Source organism: Rhizobium sp. K33, from assembly GCF_056501445.1.
This window is the reverse complement of the sequence record NZ_CP096478.1, coordinates 1,517,131-1,533,996: the sequence shown is the minus strand read 5'-3', so window position 1 is coordinate 1,533,996 and position 16,866 is coordinate 1,517,131. Positions and strand designations below refer to the sequence as shown.

The window sequence follows — 16,866 nt, the reverse complement described above, 5'->3', positions numbered from 1 at the left end:
ACCAGTTATCATCGCGCGCGGCGCTCCCGACCTTTCGGCGCAGCAGCGTTCCATCACGAAACATCGTGACTTTTGAGCAACGCAATGTGGCGAAATTGCAACGGCTGTTCCGCTATTGTCAAGCGGAGCGGGAACTCCGATAGACCGAGACGCCAAGCTCGCGGATCTTCTTGCGCAAGGTATTGCGGTTAAGACCAAGCAGATCGGCCGCCTTGATCTGGTTTCCGCGGGTGGCCGTCAGGGCCGCAAGGATCAAGGGGTATTCCATCTCGGTCAGGACGCGGTCGTAGAGACCAGACGGCGGGAGCGCATCGCCGAAGGAGGCGAAATAGGTGCGCATGTTTTCCTCGACCGCCTGGGAAATGGTCATGGAGCCCGAGGGCATGCCGACCTTGGCGATCGGGCTGTCGGCGACGTCGGCGCGCAGTTCCTGCTCGACGATCTCGCGCGCAATCACATCCTGTGGATAAAGCGCCATCAGACGGCGCACCACATTCTCCAGTTCGCGCACATTGCCCGGCCAGGGGTAGGACTTCATCACTTCGAGCGCCTCGTGATCGAAGCGTTTCGAATCGAGGCCTTCCTTTTCACCTTGCTGGATGAAATGACGCACGAGGTCCGGAATGTCCTCGGCACGGTCGCGCAGCGGCGGCAGGCGAAGCGGCACGACGTTCAGGCGATAATAGAGGTCCTCGCGGAAGAGGCCCTGATTAATCGACTGCTTCAGGTCCTTGTTCGTTGCGGCGACGATCCGGACGTCGGTGCGGATCGGTGTGCGGCCGCCGACCGTGGTGTATTCGCCCTGCTGCAAGACGCGCAGCAGACGCGTCTGCGCATCCATGGGCATGTCGCCGATCTCATCAAGGAAGAGCGTGCCGCCTTCCGCCTGTTCGAAACGACCGGTGGAGCGCGTCTGCGCGCCGGTGAAGGCGCCCTTCTCGTGACCGAAGAGTTCCGATTCGATCAGGTCACGCGGGATGGCCGCCATGTTGATGGCGACGAAGGGCCCGTTGCGGCGCTTTCCGTAGTCATGCAGCGCCTTGGCGACCAGCTCCTTGCCCGTGCCGGACTCGCCGGTGATCATCAGCGTCAGGTCCGTCTGCATCAGGCGGGCGAGAACGCGATAGATTTCCTGCATGGCGGCCGAGCGGCCGACCAGCGGCATGCCATCCTGCATGTCGTCGTCGAGACGGGCCGGCCGCTTCTTCGGCTCAGACAGCGCGCGGCCGATAATGGCGATAAGTTCGGTCAGATCGAAGGGCTTGGGCAGGTAGTCGTAGGCTCCCTTCTCCGACGCCTTGATGGCGGTCATGAAGGTGTTCTGGGCACTCATGACGAGGACCGGCAGGTCAGGCCGTGCCTTCTTGATGCGCGGCAGAAGGTCGAAGGCGTTTTCATCCGGCATGACCACATCGGTCACCACGAGATCGCCCTCGCCTGCCGAAATCCAGCGCCAGAGAGTCGCCGCATTGGAGGTGATCCTGACATCATAGCCCGCGCGGCTTAGAGCCTGGTTCAGCACCGTGCGGATCGCAGCATCGTCATCTGCAACAAGGATCGTGGCCGTCATCAGTTCGTTCCCGTGGATTTGGCAAGGGGCGCGTCTTCCAGCGCCGTCTCTTTCGACATGGGCATCAGGACCCGGAATGTGGTGCGGCTCGCCTGGCTGTCGCATTCGACGATCCCGCCATGGGCCCCGATGATCTTGGCGACCAGCGCCAGACCAAGTCCTGAGCCATTGGTTTTCGTGGTGATGAAAGGATCGAAGAGATGCGGCAGGAGGTCGGACGGCACGCCCGGACCGTTGTCATGGACGCAGAATTCGAGCGGCAGCGAGATCTTCTCCCGCGATCCGGCAACCGACAGGCGGATGCCGGGACGGTAGGCCGTGGTGAGCTGGATCTCGCCATCCGAGCGTTCGCCGATCGCTTCTGCGGCATTCTTGACGAGGTTGAGGAAGACCTGCACCAACTGGTCGCGATTGGCAAAGACCGGAGGCAGCGAGGGGTCGTAATTCTCGGTGATGCGGATATTGCGGCCAAAGCCCGCCTTTGCGACCGCCTTCACCTGATCGAGGACCGAATGGATGTTGATCGACTGGCGATCGACCGGGCGCTCGTCAGAGAATACCTCCATGCGATCGACCAGTGACACGATGCGATCCGTCTCGTCGCAGATGAGCCGGGTGAGCGCACGATCCTCGTCAGTTACCGCTGTCTCCAGCAATTGGGCCGCACCGCGGATGCCGGAAAGCGGGTTCTTTATTTCGTGGGCGAGCATCGAAGCAAGGCCGGTGACGGAGCGGGCGGCGGCGCGATGGGTCAGCTGACGATCGATCTTGTCGGCCATGGAGCGTTCCTGGAAGACCACCACGACATTGCCCGGCTGGCTCAGCACCGGCGCGACATAGAGATCGACCAGCTTCTCCTGGCCAAGGCGCGGCGAGCTCAGATCGACACGGTATTCGTTGACGGGCGCACGGCGCTCCCGCACCTGCTCGATCAGCGACAGGAGCGGGCTGCCAAAGGGGATGAAGGTGGAGATGCGGTAGCGCGCGAGATGGGTGGCACTGGCTCCGAAGAAGGCTTCCGCCTCCCAGTTGGCGAAGGCGATGTGCCCATTGGCATCCACCATCACCACCGGGTTCTGGATGGCGTTGAGCACGGCCATGGCAAGGCCATTGCCCTTGTCGTTCGCCGTCATGCAGCCTCCTGTCTGGCGTTTGCCTCCGGATCGTTCAGCGCGCGCCCCAGCGCGTCAGCAACAAAGCCGGCGTCTTTCGATGTCATGATTGCAGCCTTCGCCTGCGCCGCGATATCGGGCGCGTGGCGATCGAGATACCACCCAAGATGCTTGCGTGCATGCCGGATCCCGACATCGGGGCCGTAGTGCTCCAGCATCATCTGGTAGTGGTCGATGACAAGATCCGGGATCTCGTCCACCTTGGGACCAATGTGACCCGCAAGGACGCCGGCATGCCATGGCCTGCCCTGGCATGAGCGCCCGACCATCACGGCGTCGGCGCCCGACCGGCGCAGGATTTCGTGTGCGTCCTCGACGGTCTCGACATCCCCATTCGCAATGAGGGGAATGCGGATGGCGGCACGGACCGCAGCAATTGCATCCCAGTCGGCGCGGCCCTCGTAGAACTGCATGCGTGTGCGGCCGTGGACCGTAATCAGCTGCACACCCGCAGCTTCGGCGCGCGCAGCGATCTCCGGGGCATTGATCGAGGCCTCGTCCCAGCCCAGCCGCATCTTCACCGTGACCGGTATCTTGACGGCTTTGACGGTCGCCTCGATCAACGACAGAGCATGATCGGGTTCCCGCATCAGGGCCGAACCGGCATAGCCGCCGATGACCTTCTTGGCCGGGCAGCCCATGTTGATGTCGATGATATCGGCGCCATTCGCCTCAGCGATCACGGCCGCCTCGGCGAGCCATCTGGCTTCACGTCCCGCGAGTTGGACCATGTGGGGCGTCAAGCCTGCCCCCTTCAACCGCGACCAGCTTTCGGCCGCATTGAAAACCAACTCGCGGCTTGCCACCATCTCCGTGACGACGAGACCGGCGCCGAAGCGGAAGGCGAGCTGGCGGAAGGGCAAATCGGTGACGCCGGACATGGGCGCAAGCACCACCCGGTTCCGGACGGGAACCGAGCCAATGCTGAAGGGCGTATCCAACGCGACGGAAAACAAATGATTATCTTTCAGGCAAAGAACGCATTTGCATTATTTTTAGACAGTCACTCTTGGCTTGCCAAGAGGCAAAGCTCACGCAGCGATAAAAAATCGTGCAAATGCTGGAAAAGCTGATGCCGAGCCGATAGAGCACGGGTGCGAAGAAAATGTGTCATGGACCAGGCGGGGCAATGGAGCAAGGGCTGAGCGGAACAATCGGGATCGTCGTGGTGGCTGCAGGACGCGGAGAACGCGCCGGCGCTTCGGTCGAAGGTCCCAAGCAATACCGCCGCATCGGCGGCAGGCCGGTTATCTGGCACACGCTCAAGGCCTTCCTCGACTGGCCCAAAAGTGGTCCGATCGCCGTCGTCATTCATCCGGATGACCGCGCCTTGCTGGATCAGGCCGTTGCGGACCTGCCGGCACGGGAAGAGCTCATCATCGTGACGGGCGGCGCGACCCGGCAAGCCTCCGTGCTGAACGGCTTGCGGGCGTTGCAGGGACACGGTGTCAATTACGTGATGATCCAGGACGGCGTTCGCCCCTTCGTTAACGGGGACCTTCTGGAGCGGGTCGCCGCCGGCCTTGCTGCGGGTCACGTCGCCATCCTGCCGGCCGTTCCGGTCTCCGACACGATCAAACGCGCAGACGCCTCCGGAGTGATCACCGCGACTGTTCCACGCCACGACCTCCATGCCGCGCAGACGCCGCAGAGCTTCTTCTATGACACCATCCTCGGCGCGCACGAGCGGGCGACAGAAGAAAAGGTCATGGCCTTCACAGACGACGCCTCGATTGCAGAATGGGCCGGGATACCGGTCCATCTCGTTGAAGGCTCGATCGACAATGTCAAACTGACCGTTCAGAGGGATATCGCCATGGCGGACGAGAAACTGAAAGGCCTCGCGCTTCCCGATGTCCGGACCGGAAACGGCTATGACGTGCACCAGCTCGAGGCGGGCGATGGCGTGACCCTTTGCGGCATCTTCATTCCGCATGACCAGAAGCTGAAGGGACATTCCGATGCCGACGTCGCGCTGCATGCGCTGACGGACGCCCTGCTCGCCACCTGTGGCGCTGGCGACATCGGCGATCATTTTCCGCCCTCCGACATGCGCTGGAGAGGTGCGCCATCGCGCATCTTCCTGGAGCATGCTGCGAGGATCGTCTTGGCGGCCGGCGGCACGATCATGAATGCAGATATTTCGTTAATTGCCGAAGCACCAAAGATCGGGCCACATCGTCAGGCCATGCGCGAGAAGCTTGCCGAAATCCTGGACATCTCTCTCGACCGCTGCTCGGTGAAGGCGACGACGAACGAGACGATCGGATTTGTCGGCCGGCGCGAGGGGATTGCGGCAATCGCCACGGCAACGGTTGTCTATCGGGGAGCGTAGCCATGGGGCTTTATCCGGCCGACATCGAAGCACAGGCGACCGCCATCGTGTCGGCTTATCGCGCGCGACACTGGATGATCGCGACGGCTGAATCCTGCACCGGCGGATTGATCGCGGGAGCACTGACTGAGATCGCAGGCTCTTCCGCCGTGGTAGACCGGGGCTTCGTAACCTATACCAATAATGCGAAAATGGACCTGATCGGGGTTTCGGCGAAAGTTCTGGAAGTCTACGGCGCTGTGTCCAGGGAGACGGCCTTGCAGATGGCGCATGGAGCGCTGATGCGTTCCGATGCTGATGTGGCGGTGGCCGTTACCGGTATTGCCGGTCCGGGCGGCGGATCGGCCGAGAAGCCGGTTGGCCTCGTGCATCTCGCTTTGAAGACCCGCTTAGGTCTCATTGATCACAGGGAAATGCGCTACGGCGATATCGGGCGTTCGGACGTGCGCCTTGCGACCATCCGGACAGCGCTTGAGATGCTCTCGGCTGCGGCTCAGACGCCGGCATAGATCTTGTCGGCGCGCGCTTCAAAAGCTTCGGAAAACATGCGGAAGGCGCGGTCGAACATCGAGCCCATCAGCGCGCCAAGAATGCGGTTCTTGAACTCGTAATCGATGAAGAAGTGCACCGAGCAGCAGCCGTCGGCGGTCTCTTCGAAGCGCCAGCGATTGTCGAGATAGCGGAACGGACCTTCGATGTACTTGACGTCGATGGCACGCTCGGCCGGCGTCAGCAGAACCTGGGTCGTGAAGGTCTCCCGGATGGCCTTGTAGCCCACCGTCATGTCCGCGAGCAGAAGCTCCTTGCCGTCGCGTTCGCGGCGCGAGCGGATGCTGAGCGCCTCGCAGAGCGGCAAGAATTCCGGGTAGCGCTCGATGTCGGCAACGAGAGCGTACATGCGGTCGGGCGAGTGCTTGACGAGGCGGCGGGTTTCGAACTGAGGCATATCAGCGACTTAATGAGGAAGCCCGGTGAGATCAAGCAGGTGCGCCATTTCGCCATGGGATTTCAGCGTGATTACCGGCACGTTTGGTCCGTGGCGCTGGATTTCATGGATGATGCGCGGGGCATAGCGGCGCTCGAAGTTCCAGATGTAGGAGAGGAAGTCGCGATCGGGCAAAGGCTCGGGGCATCCTTCTGCCATATCCGGCCGCACCGTCCCCCTGAAACGATAGACTCTCCTTGCAATGCCGAGCAGACATCTCCATCGGGGAAGCCGCAACCAGATGATGAGATCCGTCCTCGGCAGCCTGATGTCGAATGACGACGAGCCACTGCCATCAATCACCCAAGCCTCGTTTGCAACAAAGGCGCTCAATCGCGCACGTTGCTCCTCCCTGCCCCGCTCCTGCCACCCGGGCAACCACCGCACGTCCCTGTCGATGGACACGTACTGGAGCCCGAGACCGCTTGCGAGTTTCTGCGACAGAGTGCTTTTTCCGCCGCCGGAGGATCCGATGACGCAAATGCGCCGCGCCTTGCGCAGGTGGTTGGCGGCTTCTTCGCCCGGTTCTATTTCAAACATCGTCAGGCCGCTGCGACAGGCTTGATCTGGTCGATACCCGTTATGGTCTTGCTTGCAACGGCGAGGTCAAAGGTGCGCTGGAGGTTCAGCCAGAACTCGGGACTGGTGGAGAAATAGCGAGCCAGACGCAAGGCGATCTCCGCGGTCACTGAAGCTTCCCCGCGTTCCAGATTTTGCAGCACTCCAAGTGGAATTCCCGTCTCGGCGGCGATTGTCTCTGCCGACAAATCAAAATCGACAACAAAATCGTCAAAAAGAATACGACCGGGATGTATGGGCTCGTCCGGCGAATGCAGCATCTTACACCTCAGTGATAGTCACAGACCTCGACGTCAGAAGCATCGCCATCGACCCAGCGAAAGCAGATCCGCCACTGATCGTTGATGCGGATCGAATGCTGTCCTTCGCGATTTCCCTTGAGCGCTTCGAGACGATTGCTCGGGGGCACGCGCAAATCCGAAAGGACGTGAGCCGCATGAATGGCCATCAGCTTCCGCCGAGCCCGCTCGACGATATCGGGCGGAAGCCCTCGCACGTTCGACGTTCTGAAGAGTTGCTCCGTCAGTTTGTCTTTGAAATCTCGTATCATGATTTCATCCAAACCGACAGGGGCAGCCTAGGCCCGAACCAATTGCAGTTTCTCCCGCGCCGCCTTCAGCCGCGCGAAGTCATCGCCGGCATGGTGTGACGAGCGGGTCAGCGGGCTCGAAGACACCATCAGGAAGCCCTTGGTATAGGCGATGTCCTCGTAGGACTTGAACTCTTCCGGTGTCACGAAGCGCTCGACCTTGTGGTGCTTGCGGGTCGGCTGGAGATACTGGCCGATGGTCAGGAAGTCGACATCTGCCGTGCGCAGGTCGTCCATCAGCTGCAGGACTTCGTTGCGCTCCTCGCCAAGGCCGACCATGATGCCGGACTTGGTGAACATCGTGGGGTCGAGTTCCTTCACCCGCTGCAGAAGGCGGACGGAGTGGAAATAACGGGCACCCGGACGGACCGTCAGATAGTTGCCGGGCACGGTTTCCATGTTGTGGTTGAAAACATCGGGCTTGGCCGCGACGACACGCTCCAGGGCGCCGGGCTTCTTCAGGAAGTCGGGGGTCAGGATCTCGATCGTCGTTTCCGGCGAGGCCTCGCGGATGGCCCAGATCACCTGCTCGAAATGTTCCGCGCCGCCATCGGCGAGGTCGTCACGGTCGACGGAGGTGATGACGACGTGGTTCAAGCCCATCTGACGGACCGCCTTGGCCACATTGGCGGGCTCGTCACGATCGAGCGCGTTGGGCTTGCCGGTCGCGACGTTGCAGAAGGCGCAGGCGCGGGTGCAGATCTCACCCATGATCATGAAGGTCGCGTGTTTCTTGTCCCAGCACTCGCCGATATTGGGGCAGCCGGCCTCCTCGCAGACGGTCACCAGCTTGTGCGAACGCACGAGGTCACGGGTCTCGTGGTAGCCCTTCGACGTCGGCGCCTTGACGCGGATCCATTCGGGCTTCCGCATAACCTCGGTATCGGGCTTGTGCGCCTTTTCCGGGTGACGGACGCGCTTCTCCTCGGCCGCAGCCGGAGCAAGATTGATCCTGTCGAGGATGGTGACCATAGGTAGACCCCTTGTGCCGCACAGGCGGCCTTTGTGGTTATCGCCGGACGAGACGGGCGATGAAAAGAAGCAGGCTTGCGCCGACAAAACTGGTGATCAGATAGCCGAGCCAATCGCCCTCGACGAAAATGCCGAGGCGGCGGAATATGGCGGCGGCGATCGCCGCGCCGACGATGCCGATGACGATGTTCATGAAGACGCCGAAGCGCATGTCCATGAGCTTGCCGGCCAGCCAGCCTGCAAGACCGCCGAAGAAGATCGTCGCGATGATACCGACTTCAAAACCTGCCACGGCGTTATCCTTTCGAGCATCTGGTTTGACCCTGCCGCCCATATAGGCGGCAAGGTCGCCTTTCACAATCGGACTTTAGGCGTTCAATACCCGGCCATAGGCGTCGAGTACGCTTTCCTTCATCATTTCCGAGAGCGTCGGATGCGGGAAGATCGTGTGCATCAGTTCTTCTTCCGTCGTCTCGAGGTTCATCGCGACGACGAAGCCCTGGATGAGTTCGGTCACTTCCGCGCCAACCATGTGGGCACCGAGCAGTTCGCCGGTCTTCTTGTCGAAGATCGTCTTGATCATCCCCTGGTCTTCACCGAGCGCAATGGCCTTGCCGTTTGCGGCGAAGGAATAGCGGCCGACGCGGATGTCGCGGCCCTGTTCTTTCGCCTTGGCTTCCGTCAGACCGACCGAGGCCACCTGCGGGTTGCAATAGGTGCAGCCCGGGATCTTGCCCTTGTCCATCGGGTGGACGCCCGGCACGCCGGCGATCTTCTCGATGCAGATCACGCCCTCATGCTCGGCCTTGTGCGCGAGCATCGGCGGGCCGGCGACGTCGCCGATCGCATAGAGGCCCGGCACATTGGTCTTGCCATAACCGTCGATGACGATGCAGCCGCGATCGGTCTTCACGCCGAGCGCTTCGAGGCCGAGGTTCTCGATGTTGCCCTGCACGCCGACGGCGGAGATCAGGCGGTCCGCGGTGATCGTCTGGACCTTGCCATCCTTCGTTTCGACATGGGCGGTGATGGAGTTGGCGCTCTTTTCGACCTTCGAGACCTTGGCCTCCGTGATGATCTTCAGCCCGCGCTTTTCCAGCTGCTTGCGGGCGAAGGTCGAGATTTCCACGTCCTCGACCGGCATGATGTTCGGCATCAGTTCGACGACGGTGACATCCACGCCCATGGAGCGGTAGAAGGAGGCGAATTCGATGCCGATCGCGCCCGAGCCCATGACGACCAGCGACTTCGGCATGAAGTCCGGCTTCATCGCCTCGAAATAGGTCCAGATCAGCTTGCCATCCGGCTCGATGCCCGGAAGCGCACGCGGACGCGCGCCCGTCGCGACGATGATGTGCTTGGCGGTGTAGGTGCCCTCGCCCAGCACGCCCTTCGGAACCGGGTTCTGCGGCTCGACGACGGGCTTCGACATCTTGCCGACGATGACTTCACCGGGCTTCGAAAGCTTGGCCTCGCCCCAGATGACGTCGATCTTGTTCTTCTTCATCAGGAAGGCAACACCCCCGTTCAGGCGGGCCGAGACGCCGCGCGAACGGGCGACCACGTCCTTGACGTCGGCGGTCATCGTGCCGTTCAGCGTCAGGCCATAGGCCTTGGCGTGGTTGGCATGGTCGAGGATCTCGGCCGAGCGCAGCAGTGCCTTGGTCGGGATGCAGCCCCAGTTGAGGCAGATGCCGCCGAGATGCTCGCGTTCGACGATCGCGGTCTTCAGGCCGAGCTGGGCGGCACGGATGGCGGTGACGTAACCGCCGGGGCCGGAGCCGATGATGATGACGTCGTAAGCATTCGACATGGGCGCTTCCACTCCTCGGTTTCCTGCGAGCCCCCGCTCCAAGCGGAGGCCCGTTTCGGGACTGGAAGCGAGACCCTCAGGCTGCGGGTGTCTCGGCCTCCGGTTCGTGACGAACCAGCATCCCGTAGATTTCATCCTTGAGCTGCATCCGCTTCTTGCGCATTTCCACGATATGGAAGTCGTCTGCAGGCTCGATATCAGTTTCGGCGCGGTGGATGGCCCGGTTCACATCGTGATAGCTATCGAACAATCTCGCGAAGTGACCATCCGTTTCCTTCAGATGACGCATCAGCGCGACGTGTTCCGGGAATTCCACTGCCAGTTCGTGCGGTGTGTTCGACACGATCCCATCTCCTCTTTCGGGGGTTGATGGGTTCAGGTTAGACGCAGCGCACAAGACCTCCTTGATTTTGATCAACGCGCCCTGACGGAGAGTTCAGGCCGCGGTTTTTCTTCAAAGACCGAGCATCATCCGGACGATCGGCTCAAGGCCGCGTCCAATGGCACGGGTGTTTTCAGCGTCCAGATGGATGCCATCCAGCGGCGTGGTCTTCGCGACGGAGCCCGCATCGAAGAAGCCGCAGCCGGCCTCGTCTGCGAGATCGCTGTAATAGCTCGCCAGCATGGCCGATTCGTCCAGCCCACCCTTGAACATGGCCGCGAAATGGACATTGGCCGTGTCGCAGATCGGTGGCGGCGAAACGAGCAGGATGTCCGGCCCTTCGTAGCCGAAGCCCCAGTCATGATGGCGCACGAGTTTAATCAGTCGATCCACACCCTTGGTGGCGGCAATCGCCGAACCGCCGATCCCGCGCTTCATGTCATTGGTGCCGAGCAGGAAGATCACGAGATCGATCGGCTTGTGCGTCTCCAGAATGCTCGGCAGCAGCTTCACGCCATTGCGCTCGCAATCCGCGAGATGGTCGTCATAGGCGGTGGTGCGGCCGTTCAGGCCTTCGGCGATCACCCGGACCCCATGGCCGAGCGCCTTTTGCAAGACGCTCGTCCAGCGATCCTCGTGGGCATGCCGACCCAGGTTCACCGGATCGTATCCCCATGTCAGGCTGTCGCCGTAGGCAAGAACGGTCTTCATTGCACCGCCCTCTCGATCAGACCAGCATGCCCATCGGATTTTCGATGTAGCGCTTGAAAGCGCCGAGCAGTTCGGCTCCCAGCGCGCCATCGACGCAACGGTGGTCGGTGGACAGCGTTACGGTCATCACGTTCGCGATCTTCATCTCGCCGTTTTTGACCACGACCCGTTCTTCGCCGGCGCCGACCGCAAGGATCGTTGCATGCGGCGGGTTGACCACGGCCGAGAAGCTCTTCACGCCCATCATGCCCATGTTGGACACGGCAGTCGTGCCGCCCTGATATTCTTCAGGCTTCAGCTTGCGGTCCTTGGCGCGCTTGCCCAAGTCCTTCATCTCGTTGGAGATGGTGGACAGGCTCTTTTCCTCGGCCTTGCGGATGATCGGAGTGATCAGGCCGCCGGGGATCGAGACCGCCACGCCGACATCGGCATGCTTGTGCTTGACCATGGCGCTGTCGGTCCAGGAGACGTTGGCGTCCGGCACGTCCCGCAATGCGAGGGCCAGGGCCTTGATCACCATGTCGTTGACCGAGAGCTTGTAGCCTGGCTTGCCTTCCTTTTCAGGGGCGGCAGCGTTGAGCTGTGCACGCAGTGCCAGTAGCGCATCCAGTTCGCAGTCCACGGAGACGTAGAAATGCGGAATGGTCTGCTTCGATTCCTGCAGCCGCTTGGCAATGGTCTTGCGCATGCCGTCATGCGGCACGAGCTCGTAGGAGCCTTCGGCAAAGTTCTTCAGAACAGCCTCGTCAGACGGGCCCTTGGCGAGAGCCGGCTGCGGCGCAGCACCGGAAGCGGCTGCCGCGGGGGCCGGCGCAGCCTTGGCACCACCGGTGCTCACGGCCTTTTCGATGTCACTCTTGACCACGCGGCCCTTCGGACCGGTGCCGGAGACGGCCTTGAGATCGAGACCAGCCTCCTTGGCGAGACGACGGGCGAGCGGTGACGCGAAGACGCGTTCGCCGGTCGATGCCGCGGGCGCTGCCGAGGCGGCAGCCGGTGCTGGCGTTGGCGAAGGAGCCGGTGCTGCAGCCGCGGCGGGCGCTGCTTCAGCCTTGGGCGCAGGAGCGGCCTCGGCCTTCGGCGCGGACGAACCGCCGGAAGAGGCCGCGGCAGCGACGTCTTCACCGTCTTCGGCGAGGATCGCGATCAGGGCGTTGACCTTGACGGCCTCGGTGCCGGCGGGAACGACGAGCTTCGCAACCGTGCCTTCATCGACGGCTTCCACTTCCATGGTCGCCTTGTCGGTCTCGATCTCGGCGATGACATCGCCAGACTTGACCTTGTCGCCTTCCTTGACCAGCCACTTGGCCAGATTGCCCTCTTCCATGGTTGGAGAGAGTGCCGGCATGGTGATGTTGATCGGCATAAGCCTCGCCTCCCCTTACTTGTAGCAGACGGCTTTGACCGCCTGGATCACTTCGCCGACGTTCGGCAGAGCGAGCTTTTCGAGGTTTGCCGCGTAAGGCATCGGCACATCCTTGCCGGCGATCGTGATGACCGGGGCATCGAGATAGTCGAAGGCTTCGCGCTGGACGGTGTTGGAGATGAAGTCGCCGACGGAGGACTGCGGGAAGCCTTCCTCGACGGTCACGAGGCGGCCGGTCTTCTTGACCGATTCGATGATCGCCGGCAGATCCATCGGACGGATGGTGCGCAGATCGATCAGCTCGACATCGATGCCTTCCTTGGCCAGTTCATCGACAGCCTTGACCGCATAGGTCATGCCGATGCCCCAGGACACCATGGTCGCATCCTTGCCGGCCTTGTGCAGGCGCGCCTTGCCGATCGGCAGGACGAAATCGTCCATCTTCGGCACTTCGAAGGAGTGACCGTAGAGAATTTCGTTTTCGAGGAAGATGACCGGGTTCGGGTCGCGGATCGCAGCCTTCAGGAGGCCCTTGGCGTCAGCCGCCGAATAGGGCTGAATGACCTTCAGACCAGGGATATGGCTGTACCAGGCGGCATAGTCCTGGCTGTGCTGGGCGGCCACGCGAGCTGCTGCACCGTTCGGACCGCGGAAGACCATGGGCGCGCCCATCTGGCCACCGGACATGTAGAGCGTCTTGGCGGCCGAGTTGATGATCTGGTCGATCGCCTGCATGGCGAAGTTGAAGGTCATGAACTCGACGATCGGGCGCAGACCTGCCATGGCGGCACCGACAGCGATACCGGCAAAGCCGTGCTCGGTGATCGGGGTGTCGACCACGCGCTGCGCGCCGAATTCCTGCAGCAACCCTTGAGTGATCTTGTAGGCGCCCTGATATTCCGCAACTTCTTCACCCATGATGAAGACGTCGGGATTGGCGCGCATTTCCTCGGCCATGGCTTCGCGAAGGGCTTCACGAACCGTCATCGTCACCATTTCGGTGCCGGCCGGAATGGCCGGGTCGGCGGCAACGTCGATCTTCGGCGCAGCCGGGACCTTGTTGTCGGCAGAGGATGCCGGTTCGTCGGCAGCCGCGCGAGCCTTGCCGCCGGCATCACCGGCAGCCGCAGGCGGCGTATCCGCATCGGCCTTCTTCGGGGCCGCCACGGCGTCGGCGCTTTCGCCTTCCTCCAGTAGGACTGCGATCGCGGTGTTGACCTTGACGTTCTCGGTTCCGGCCGCGATCAGGATCTTGCCGAGCACGCCTTCGTCGACGGCTTCGACTTCCATGGTCGCCTTGTCGGTCTCGATTTCGGCGATGACGTCACCCGACTTCACGGTGTCGCCTTCGTTCTTGACCCACTTGGACAGCGTGCCTTCTTCCATGGTCGGAGAGAGGGCGGGCATCAAAATTTCGATCGGCATAGGTTCCCTCCCCGATTACAGCAGGATGTCGGTGTAGAGCTCGGATACATCCGGCTCCGGATCGGCCTGGGCGAAATCGGCCGAGTCGGCCACGATGTCGCGAACCTCCTTGTCGATTGCCTTCAGCTCATCCTCGGATGCCCAGCCCTTTTCGAGGAGACGGGCGCGGACCTGCTCGATCGGATCCTGCTCGGAGCGCATCTTCTGCACTTCTTCCTTGGAGCGATACTTGGCCGGGTCGGACATGGAGTGACCACGATAGCGGTAGGTCAGCATTTCCAGAATGATCGGGCCCTTGCCGGCGCGGCAGTGCTCGACCGCCTGATCGGCAGCCGCCTTGACGGCGCGCACATCCATGCCATCCACCTGGATGCCGGGGATGTTGAAGGAGACGCCGCGCTGCGAGAAGTCGGTCTGGGCGGAGGCGCGCGAGACCGAGGTACCCATGGCGTAACGGTTGTTTTCGATGATGTAGATCACCGGCAAGTTCCACAGGCGAGCCATGTTGAAGCTCTCGTAGACCTGACCCTGGTTGGCTGCACCATCGCCGAAATAGGCGAGCGACACATTGTCGTTGCCACGGTAGCGATTGGCGAAGGCCAGACCGGTTCCAAGCGAAACCTGCGCGCCGACGATGCCATGTCCGCCGTAGAAGTTCTTCTCCTTGGAGAACATGTGCATCGAGCCGCCCTTGCCCTTGGACAGGCCGCCGCGACGTCCGGTCAGCTCGGCCATGACGCCACGGGCGCTCATGCCGCAGGCCAGCATATGGCCGTGGTCACGATAACCGGTAATGACCTGGTCACCGTCCTTCAGCGCCATCTGCATGCCGACAACGACAGCTTCCTGGCCGATATAAAGGTGACAGAAGCCGCCGATGAAGCCCATGCCATAGAGCTGGCCGGCCTTTTCTTCGAAACGGCGAATGAGGAGCATCTCGCGATAGGCTGCAAGCTCCTGAGCCTTGTCGAACTCGACAATGGCTCCCTGGGTGAATTCTTTTTTGGCAGGCTTGGCCGAAGGCTTCCGACCGGTCGCAGTCGCAGGCTTGCGAGGCGCCATGCATCCCTCCCATGGGTTATTATGGTCCAAAGTTGGACACAGAATAGGGAAGAAAGGCGGCGGCGGCAATGCCATAAATGCATGGCTCACATTCGCCGCAAGCAACTGTAATGACTGAAAAATTTACGATTAACTAGTTTCAGGTTAATCAGAAATAGGTGTTGAAGATGACAATTTCATCCGGGCGCGACATGTTGAGCTGGTAACGCGCCTTTTCATCGATGATATCCTCATCGAGAGAGCCGTCACTCAGCAGACCCACTTCCTTCTCGAGCGCCGTGCGATGCGCCACGAGCTTGTCCAGCTCTGCGGCCCGCTCCTTGCGAATCCGCTCGAATTCCTGGCCAGCGCGCAGACCATAATCACCATGGATGGAATGATAGCCGAAGTAGGACAGGAAGGCGATTGTCACTGCGGGGAGAATAAGACGACCGTACTTCTTTTTCTTGTGATGTCTGGTCCACATGCCGACAAATGCCCTGAAACGCGAAACTGGATCCAACACTAGCGCCCATGTCTTAACCGACCGTTGACCTTAACAAGGGCGAAAAAGAAAAAGCCCGCGCCGGGGAACCGGTGCGGGCTTTCAAACTGACTCTGTACGCGATCAGCCGCGCAGGATGGACGTGCCGGCGTAGACGGCCTGCGGACCCAGCTCTTCCTCGATGCGGATCAGCTGGTTGTACTTGGCGGTGCGGTCGGAACGGGCGAGCGAACCGGTCTTGATCTGACCGCAGTTGGTGGCCACTGCGAGATCGGCAATTGTCGAATCCTCGGTCTCGCCCGAACGGTGCGACATCACGGCGGTATAGGCTGCGCGGTGCGCGGTCGAGACGGCGTCGAGGGTTTCGGAGAGCGAACCGATTTGGTTGACCTTGACGAGGATCGAGTTGGCAACGCCCATCTTGATGCCGTCGCGCAGGCGGGCCGAGTTGGTGACGAAGAGATCGTCGCCGACGAGCTGGACCTTCTTGCCAATCTTGTCGGTCAGCGCCTTCCAGCCATCCCAATCGTCTTCTGCCATGCCGTCTTCGATCGAGAAGATCGGGTACTTGGCAGCGAGCTCGGCGAGGTACTCGGCCATGGCTTCCGGCTCGAGCGTGCGGCCTTCGCCTTCGAGAACATACTTGCCGTCCTTGAAGAACTCGGTCGAGGCGCAGTCGAGCGCGATATGCATGTCTTCGCCCGGACGGTAGCCGGCCTTTTCGATCGACTTCATGATGAAGTCCAGAGCCGCCGGAGCCGAAGCGAGACCCGGGGCAAAACCGCCTTCGTCACCGACGTTGGTGTTGTGGCCGTCGGCTGCGAGCTGCTTCTTGAGCGTGTGGAAGACTTCCGAACCCATGCGCACGGCGTCGCGGATGGTCTCGGCGCCAACCGGCACGATCATGAATTCCTGGAAGTCGATCGGGTTGTCGGCATGGGCGCCGCCATTGATGATGTTCATCATCGGGACCGGCAGGACATGGGCGTTCGGGCCACCGACATAGCGATAGAGCGGCAGGCCGGAGGACTGGGCGGCAGCCTTGGCGACGGCGAGCGAGACACCGAGGATGGCATTCGCACCGAGGCGCGACTTGTTCGGCGTGCCATCGAGCTGGATCATCAGGTTGTCGATCTGGATCTGGTTCTCGGCGTCATGACCGCCGATCGCATCATAGATCTCGCCGTTGACGGCTTCGACAGCCTTTTCGACGCCCTTGCCGAGGTAGCGCGAGCCACCGTCACGCAATTCAACGGCTTCGTGCGCACCGGTTGAAGCGCCCGAGGGGACCGCGGCACGGCCCATGCTGCCATCTTCGAGATAGACGTCGACTTCGACGGTCGGGTTGCCGCGGCTGTCGAGAATTTCGCGGCCGATGATGTCGGTGATGGCGGTCATGTTCGCTCCCTGGTGACGGAAAT

19 protein-coding genes are annotated in these 16,866 nt (G+C 61.7%); 2 read left to right on the top strand and 17 right to left on the bottom strand.

From position 1 onward, the window contains the following. Positions 1-118 precede the first annotated feature (118 nt). The 3 genes from ntrC to dusB are packed head-to-tail and all read right to left on the bottom strand — an operon-like array spanning position 119 to position 3,713. On the bottom strand, positions 119-1,570 hold the full coding sequence (ntrC, locus tag M1E12_RS07705; protein WP_113461297.1) for a nitrogen regulation protein NR(I): 1,452 nt from the start codon (positions 1,568-1,570) through the stop codon (positions 119-121). Continuing rightward, positions 1,570-2,703, bottom strand: a complete 1,134-nt coding sequence (locus M1E12_RS07700; protein WP_113461296.1) for a two-component system sensor histidine kinase NtrB — start codon at positions 2,701-2,703, stop codon at positions 1,570-1,572. The genes ntrC and M1E12_RS07700 overlap by 1 nt, the downstream gene beginning before the upstream one ends. Then, a complete protein-coding gene (dusB, locus tag M1E12_RS07695; protein WP_479564852.1) occupies positions 2,700-3,713 on the bottom strand; it encodes a tRNA dihydrouridine synthase DusB in 1,014 nt (337 codons plus the stop codon). The genes M1E12_RS07700 and dusB overlap by 4 nt, the downstream gene beginning before the upstream one ends. 158 nt (positions 3,714-3,871) lie before the next feature. On the opposite strand from dusB, the gene M1E12_RS07690 reads away from it, so the two are divergent. Continuing rightward, positions 3,872-5,077 (top strand): bifunctional 2-C-methyl-D-erythritol 4-phosphate cytidylyltransferase/2-C-methyl-D-erythritol 2,4-cyclodiphosphate synthase, encoded by a 1,206-nt coding sequence (locus M1E12_RS07690; protein ID WP_479564262.1) that lies wholly within the window; start codon positions 3,872-3,874, stop codon positions 5,075-5,077. 2 nt (positions 5,078-5,079) lie between these two features. Continuing rightward, complete coding sequence (locus tag M1E12_RS07685; protein ID WP_479564261.1) at positions 5,080-5,586, top strand: CinA family protein; 507 nt, start codon at positions 5,080-5,082, stop codon at positions 5,584-5,586. On the opposite strand, the gene M1E12_RS07680 is transcribed toward M1E12_RS07685, so the two are convergent. The 14 genes from M1E12_RS07680 to eno form a co-directional block, all read right to left on the bottom strand. Then, a complete protein-coding gene (locus M1E12_RS07680) occupies positions 5,571-6,023 on the bottom strand; it encodes a type II toxin-antitoxin system RatA family toxin (RefSeq protein ID WP_479564260.1) in 453 nt (150 codons plus the stop codon). The two genes, M1E12_RS07685 and M1E12_RS07680, sit on opposite strands and share 16 nt — an antisense overlap. Before the next feature lie 9 nt (positions 6,024-6,032). After that, on the bottom strand, positions 6,033-6,602 hold the full coding sequence (locus tag M1E12_RS07675; RefSeq protein WP_479564259.1) for a P-loop NTPase family protein: 570 nt from the start codon (positions 6,600-6,602) through the stop codon (positions 6,033-6,035). Between the two features lie 2 nt (positions 6,603-6,604). Next, positions 6,605-6,901, bottom strand: coding sequence for a HigA family addiction module antitoxin (locus M1E12_RS07670; protein ID WP_479564258.1), 297 nt, complete (start codon positions 6,899-6,901; stop codon positions 6,605-6,607). Between the two features lie 8 nt (positions 6,902-6,909). Further along, entirely contained in the window at positions 6,910-7,191 is a 282-nt protein-coding gene (locus tag M1E12_RS07665) for a type II toxin-antitoxin system RelE/ParE family toxin (RefSeq protein ID WP_479564257.1), read from the bottom strand. 27 nt (positions 7,192-7,218) lie between these two features. Then, on the bottom strand, positions 7,219-8,202 hold the full coding sequence (gene lipA / locus M1E12_RS07660; RefSeq protein WP_113461288.1) for a lipoyl synthase: 984 nt from the start codon (positions 8,200-8,202) through the stop codon (positions 7,219-7,221). A gap of 37 nt (positions 8,203-8,239) precedes the next feature. Next, positions 8,240-8,536, bottom strand: a complete 297-nt coding sequence (locus M1E12_RS07655) for a GlsB/YeaQ/YmgE family stress response membrane protein (protein ID WP_113461287.1) — start codon at positions 8,534-8,536, stop codon at positions 8,240-8,242. A gap of 33 nt (positions 8,537-8,569) precedes the next feature. Next, positions 8,570-10,015 carry a dihydrolipoyl dehydrogenase gene (lpdA, locus tag M1E12_RS07650; protein ID WP_479564256.1) on the bottom strand — a complete coding sequence of 482 codons (1,446 nt, stop codon included), beginning with the start codon at positions 10,013-10,015 and terminating at the stop codon, positions 8,570-8,572. 76 nt (positions 10,016-10,091) lie between these two features. Further along, entirely contained in the window at positions 10,092-10,358 is a 267-nt protein-coding gene (locus M1E12_RS07645) for an HP1242/YdcH family protein (protein WP_113461285.1), read from the bottom strand. Positions 10,359-10,469: 111 nt separating this feature from the next. Continuing rightward, the gene (locus tag M1E12_RS07640; protein ID WP_479564255.1) at positions 10,470-11,108 is read right to left on the bottom strand and encodes an SGNH/GDSL hydrolase family protein; all 639 of its coding nucleotides are present in this window, start codon (positions 11,106-11,108) and stop codon (positions 10,470-10,472) included. 16 nt (positions 11,109-11,124) lie between these two features. Next, positions 11,125-12,474 (bottom strand): pyruvate dehydrogenase complex dihydrolipoamide acetyltransferase, encoded by a 1,350-nt coding sequence (locus M1E12_RS07635; protein WP_479564254.1) that lies wholly within the window; start codon positions 12,472-12,474, stop codon positions 11,125-11,127. Between the two features lie 15 nt (positions 12,475-12,489). After that, a complete protein-coding gene (locus tag M1E12_RS07630; RefSeq protein WP_113461282.1) occupies positions 12,490-13,899 on the bottom strand; it encodes a pyruvate dehydrogenase complex E1 component subunit beta in 1,410 nt (469 codons plus the stop codon). Between the two features lie 15 nt (positions 13,900-13,914). After that, a complete protein-coding gene (gene pdhA, locus M1E12_RS07625; RefSeq protein WP_113461281.1) occupies positions 13,915-14,961 on the bottom strand; it encodes a pyruvate dehydrogenase (acetyl-transferring) E1 component subunit alpha in 1,047 nt (348 codons plus the stop codon). A gap of 148 nt (positions 14,962-15,109) precedes the next feature. Further along, the gene (locus tag M1E12_RS07620) at positions 15,110-15,427 is read right to left on the bottom strand and encodes an FtsB family cell division protein (protein WP_113461280.1); all 318 of its coding nucleotides are present in this window, start codon (positions 15,425-15,427) and stop codon (positions 15,110-15,112) included. Positions 15,428-15,568: 141 nt separating this feature from the next. Continuing rightward, the gene (gene eno, locus M1E12_RS07615; RefSeq protein WP_136540742.1) at positions 15,569-16,843 is read right to left on the bottom strand and encodes a phosphopyruvate hydratase; all 1,275 of its coding nucleotides are present in this window, start codon (positions 16,841-16,843) and stop codon (positions 15,569-15,571) included. Positions 16,844-16,866: the final 23 nt, after the last annotated feature.

What these genes read in the sequence shown, in the direction of transcription:
- ntrC (WP_113461297.1), bottom strand. Translation starts at nt 1,570, where the DNA reads ATGACGGCCACGATCCTTGTTGCAGATGACGATGCTGCGATCCGCACG.
- M1E12_RS07700 (WP_113461296.1), bottom strand. Translation starts at nt 2,703, where the DNA reads ATGACGGCGAACGACAAGGGCAATGGCCTTGCCATGGCCGTGCTCAAC.
- M1E12_RS07690 (WP_479564262.1), top strand. Translation starts at nt 3,872, where the DNA reads ATGGAGCAAGGGCTGAGCGGAACAATCGGGATCGTCGTGGTGGCTGCA.
- M1E12_RS07685 (WP_479564261.1), top strand. Translation starts at nt 5,080, where the DNA reads ATGGGGCTTTATCCGGCCGACATCGAAGCACAGGCGACCGCCATCGTG.
- M1E12_RS07680 (WP_479564260.1), bottom strand. Translation starts at nt 6,023, where the DNA reads ATGCCTCAGTTCGAAACCCGCCGCCTCGTCAAGCACTCGCCCGACCGC.
- M1E12_RS07675 (WP_479564259.1), bottom strand. Translation starts at nt 6,602, where the DNA reads ATGTTTGAAATAGAACCGGGCGAAGAAGCCGCCAACCACCTGCGCAAG.
- M1E12_RS07670 (WP_479564258.1), bottom strand. Translation starts at nt 6,901, where the DNA reads ATGCTGCATTCGCCGGACGAGCCCATACATCCCGGTCGTATTCTTTTT.
- M1E12_RS07665 (WP_479564257.1), bottom strand. Translation starts at nt 7,191, where the DNA reads ATGATACGAGATTTCAAAGACAAACTGACGGAGCAACTCTTCAGAACG.
- lipA (WP_113461288.1), bottom strand. Translation starts at nt 8,202, where the DNA reads ATGGTCACCATCCTCGACAGGATCAATCTTGCTCCGGCTGCGGCCGAG.
- M1E12_RS07655 (WP_113461287.1), bottom strand. Translation starts at nt 8,536, where the DNA reads ATGGGCGGCAGGGTCAAACCAGATGCTCGAAAGGATAACGCCGTGGCA.
- lpdA (WP_479564256.1), bottom strand. Translation starts at nt 10,015, where the DNA reads ATGTCGAATGCTTACGACGTCATCATCATCGGCTCCGGCCCCGGCGGT.
- M1E12_RS07640 (WP_479564255.1), bottom strand. Translation starts at nt 11,108, where the DNA reads ATGAAGACCGTTCTTGCCTACGGCGACAGCCTGACATGGGGATACGAT.
- M1E12_RS07635 (WP_479564254.1), bottom strand. Translation starts at nt 12,474, where the DNA reads ATGCCGATCAACATCACCATGCCGGCACTCTCTCCAACCATGGAAGAG.
- M1E12_RS07630 (WP_113461282.1), bottom strand. Translation starts at nt 13,899, where the DNA reads ATGCCGATCGAAATTTTGATGCCCGCCCTCTCTCCGACCATGGAAGAA.
- pdhA (WP_113461281.1), bottom strand. Translation starts at nt 14,961, where the DNA reads ATGGCGCCTCGCAAGCCTGCGACTGCGACCGGTCGGAAGCCTTCGGCC.
- M1E12_RS07620 (WP_113461280.1), bottom strand. Translation starts at nt 15,427, where the DNA reads ATGTGGACCAGACATCACAAGAAAAAGAAGTACGGTCGTCTTATTCTC.
- eno (WP_136540742.1), bottom strand. Translation starts at nt 16,843, where the DNA reads ATGACCGCCATCACCGACATCATCGGCCGCGAAATTCTCGACAGCCGC.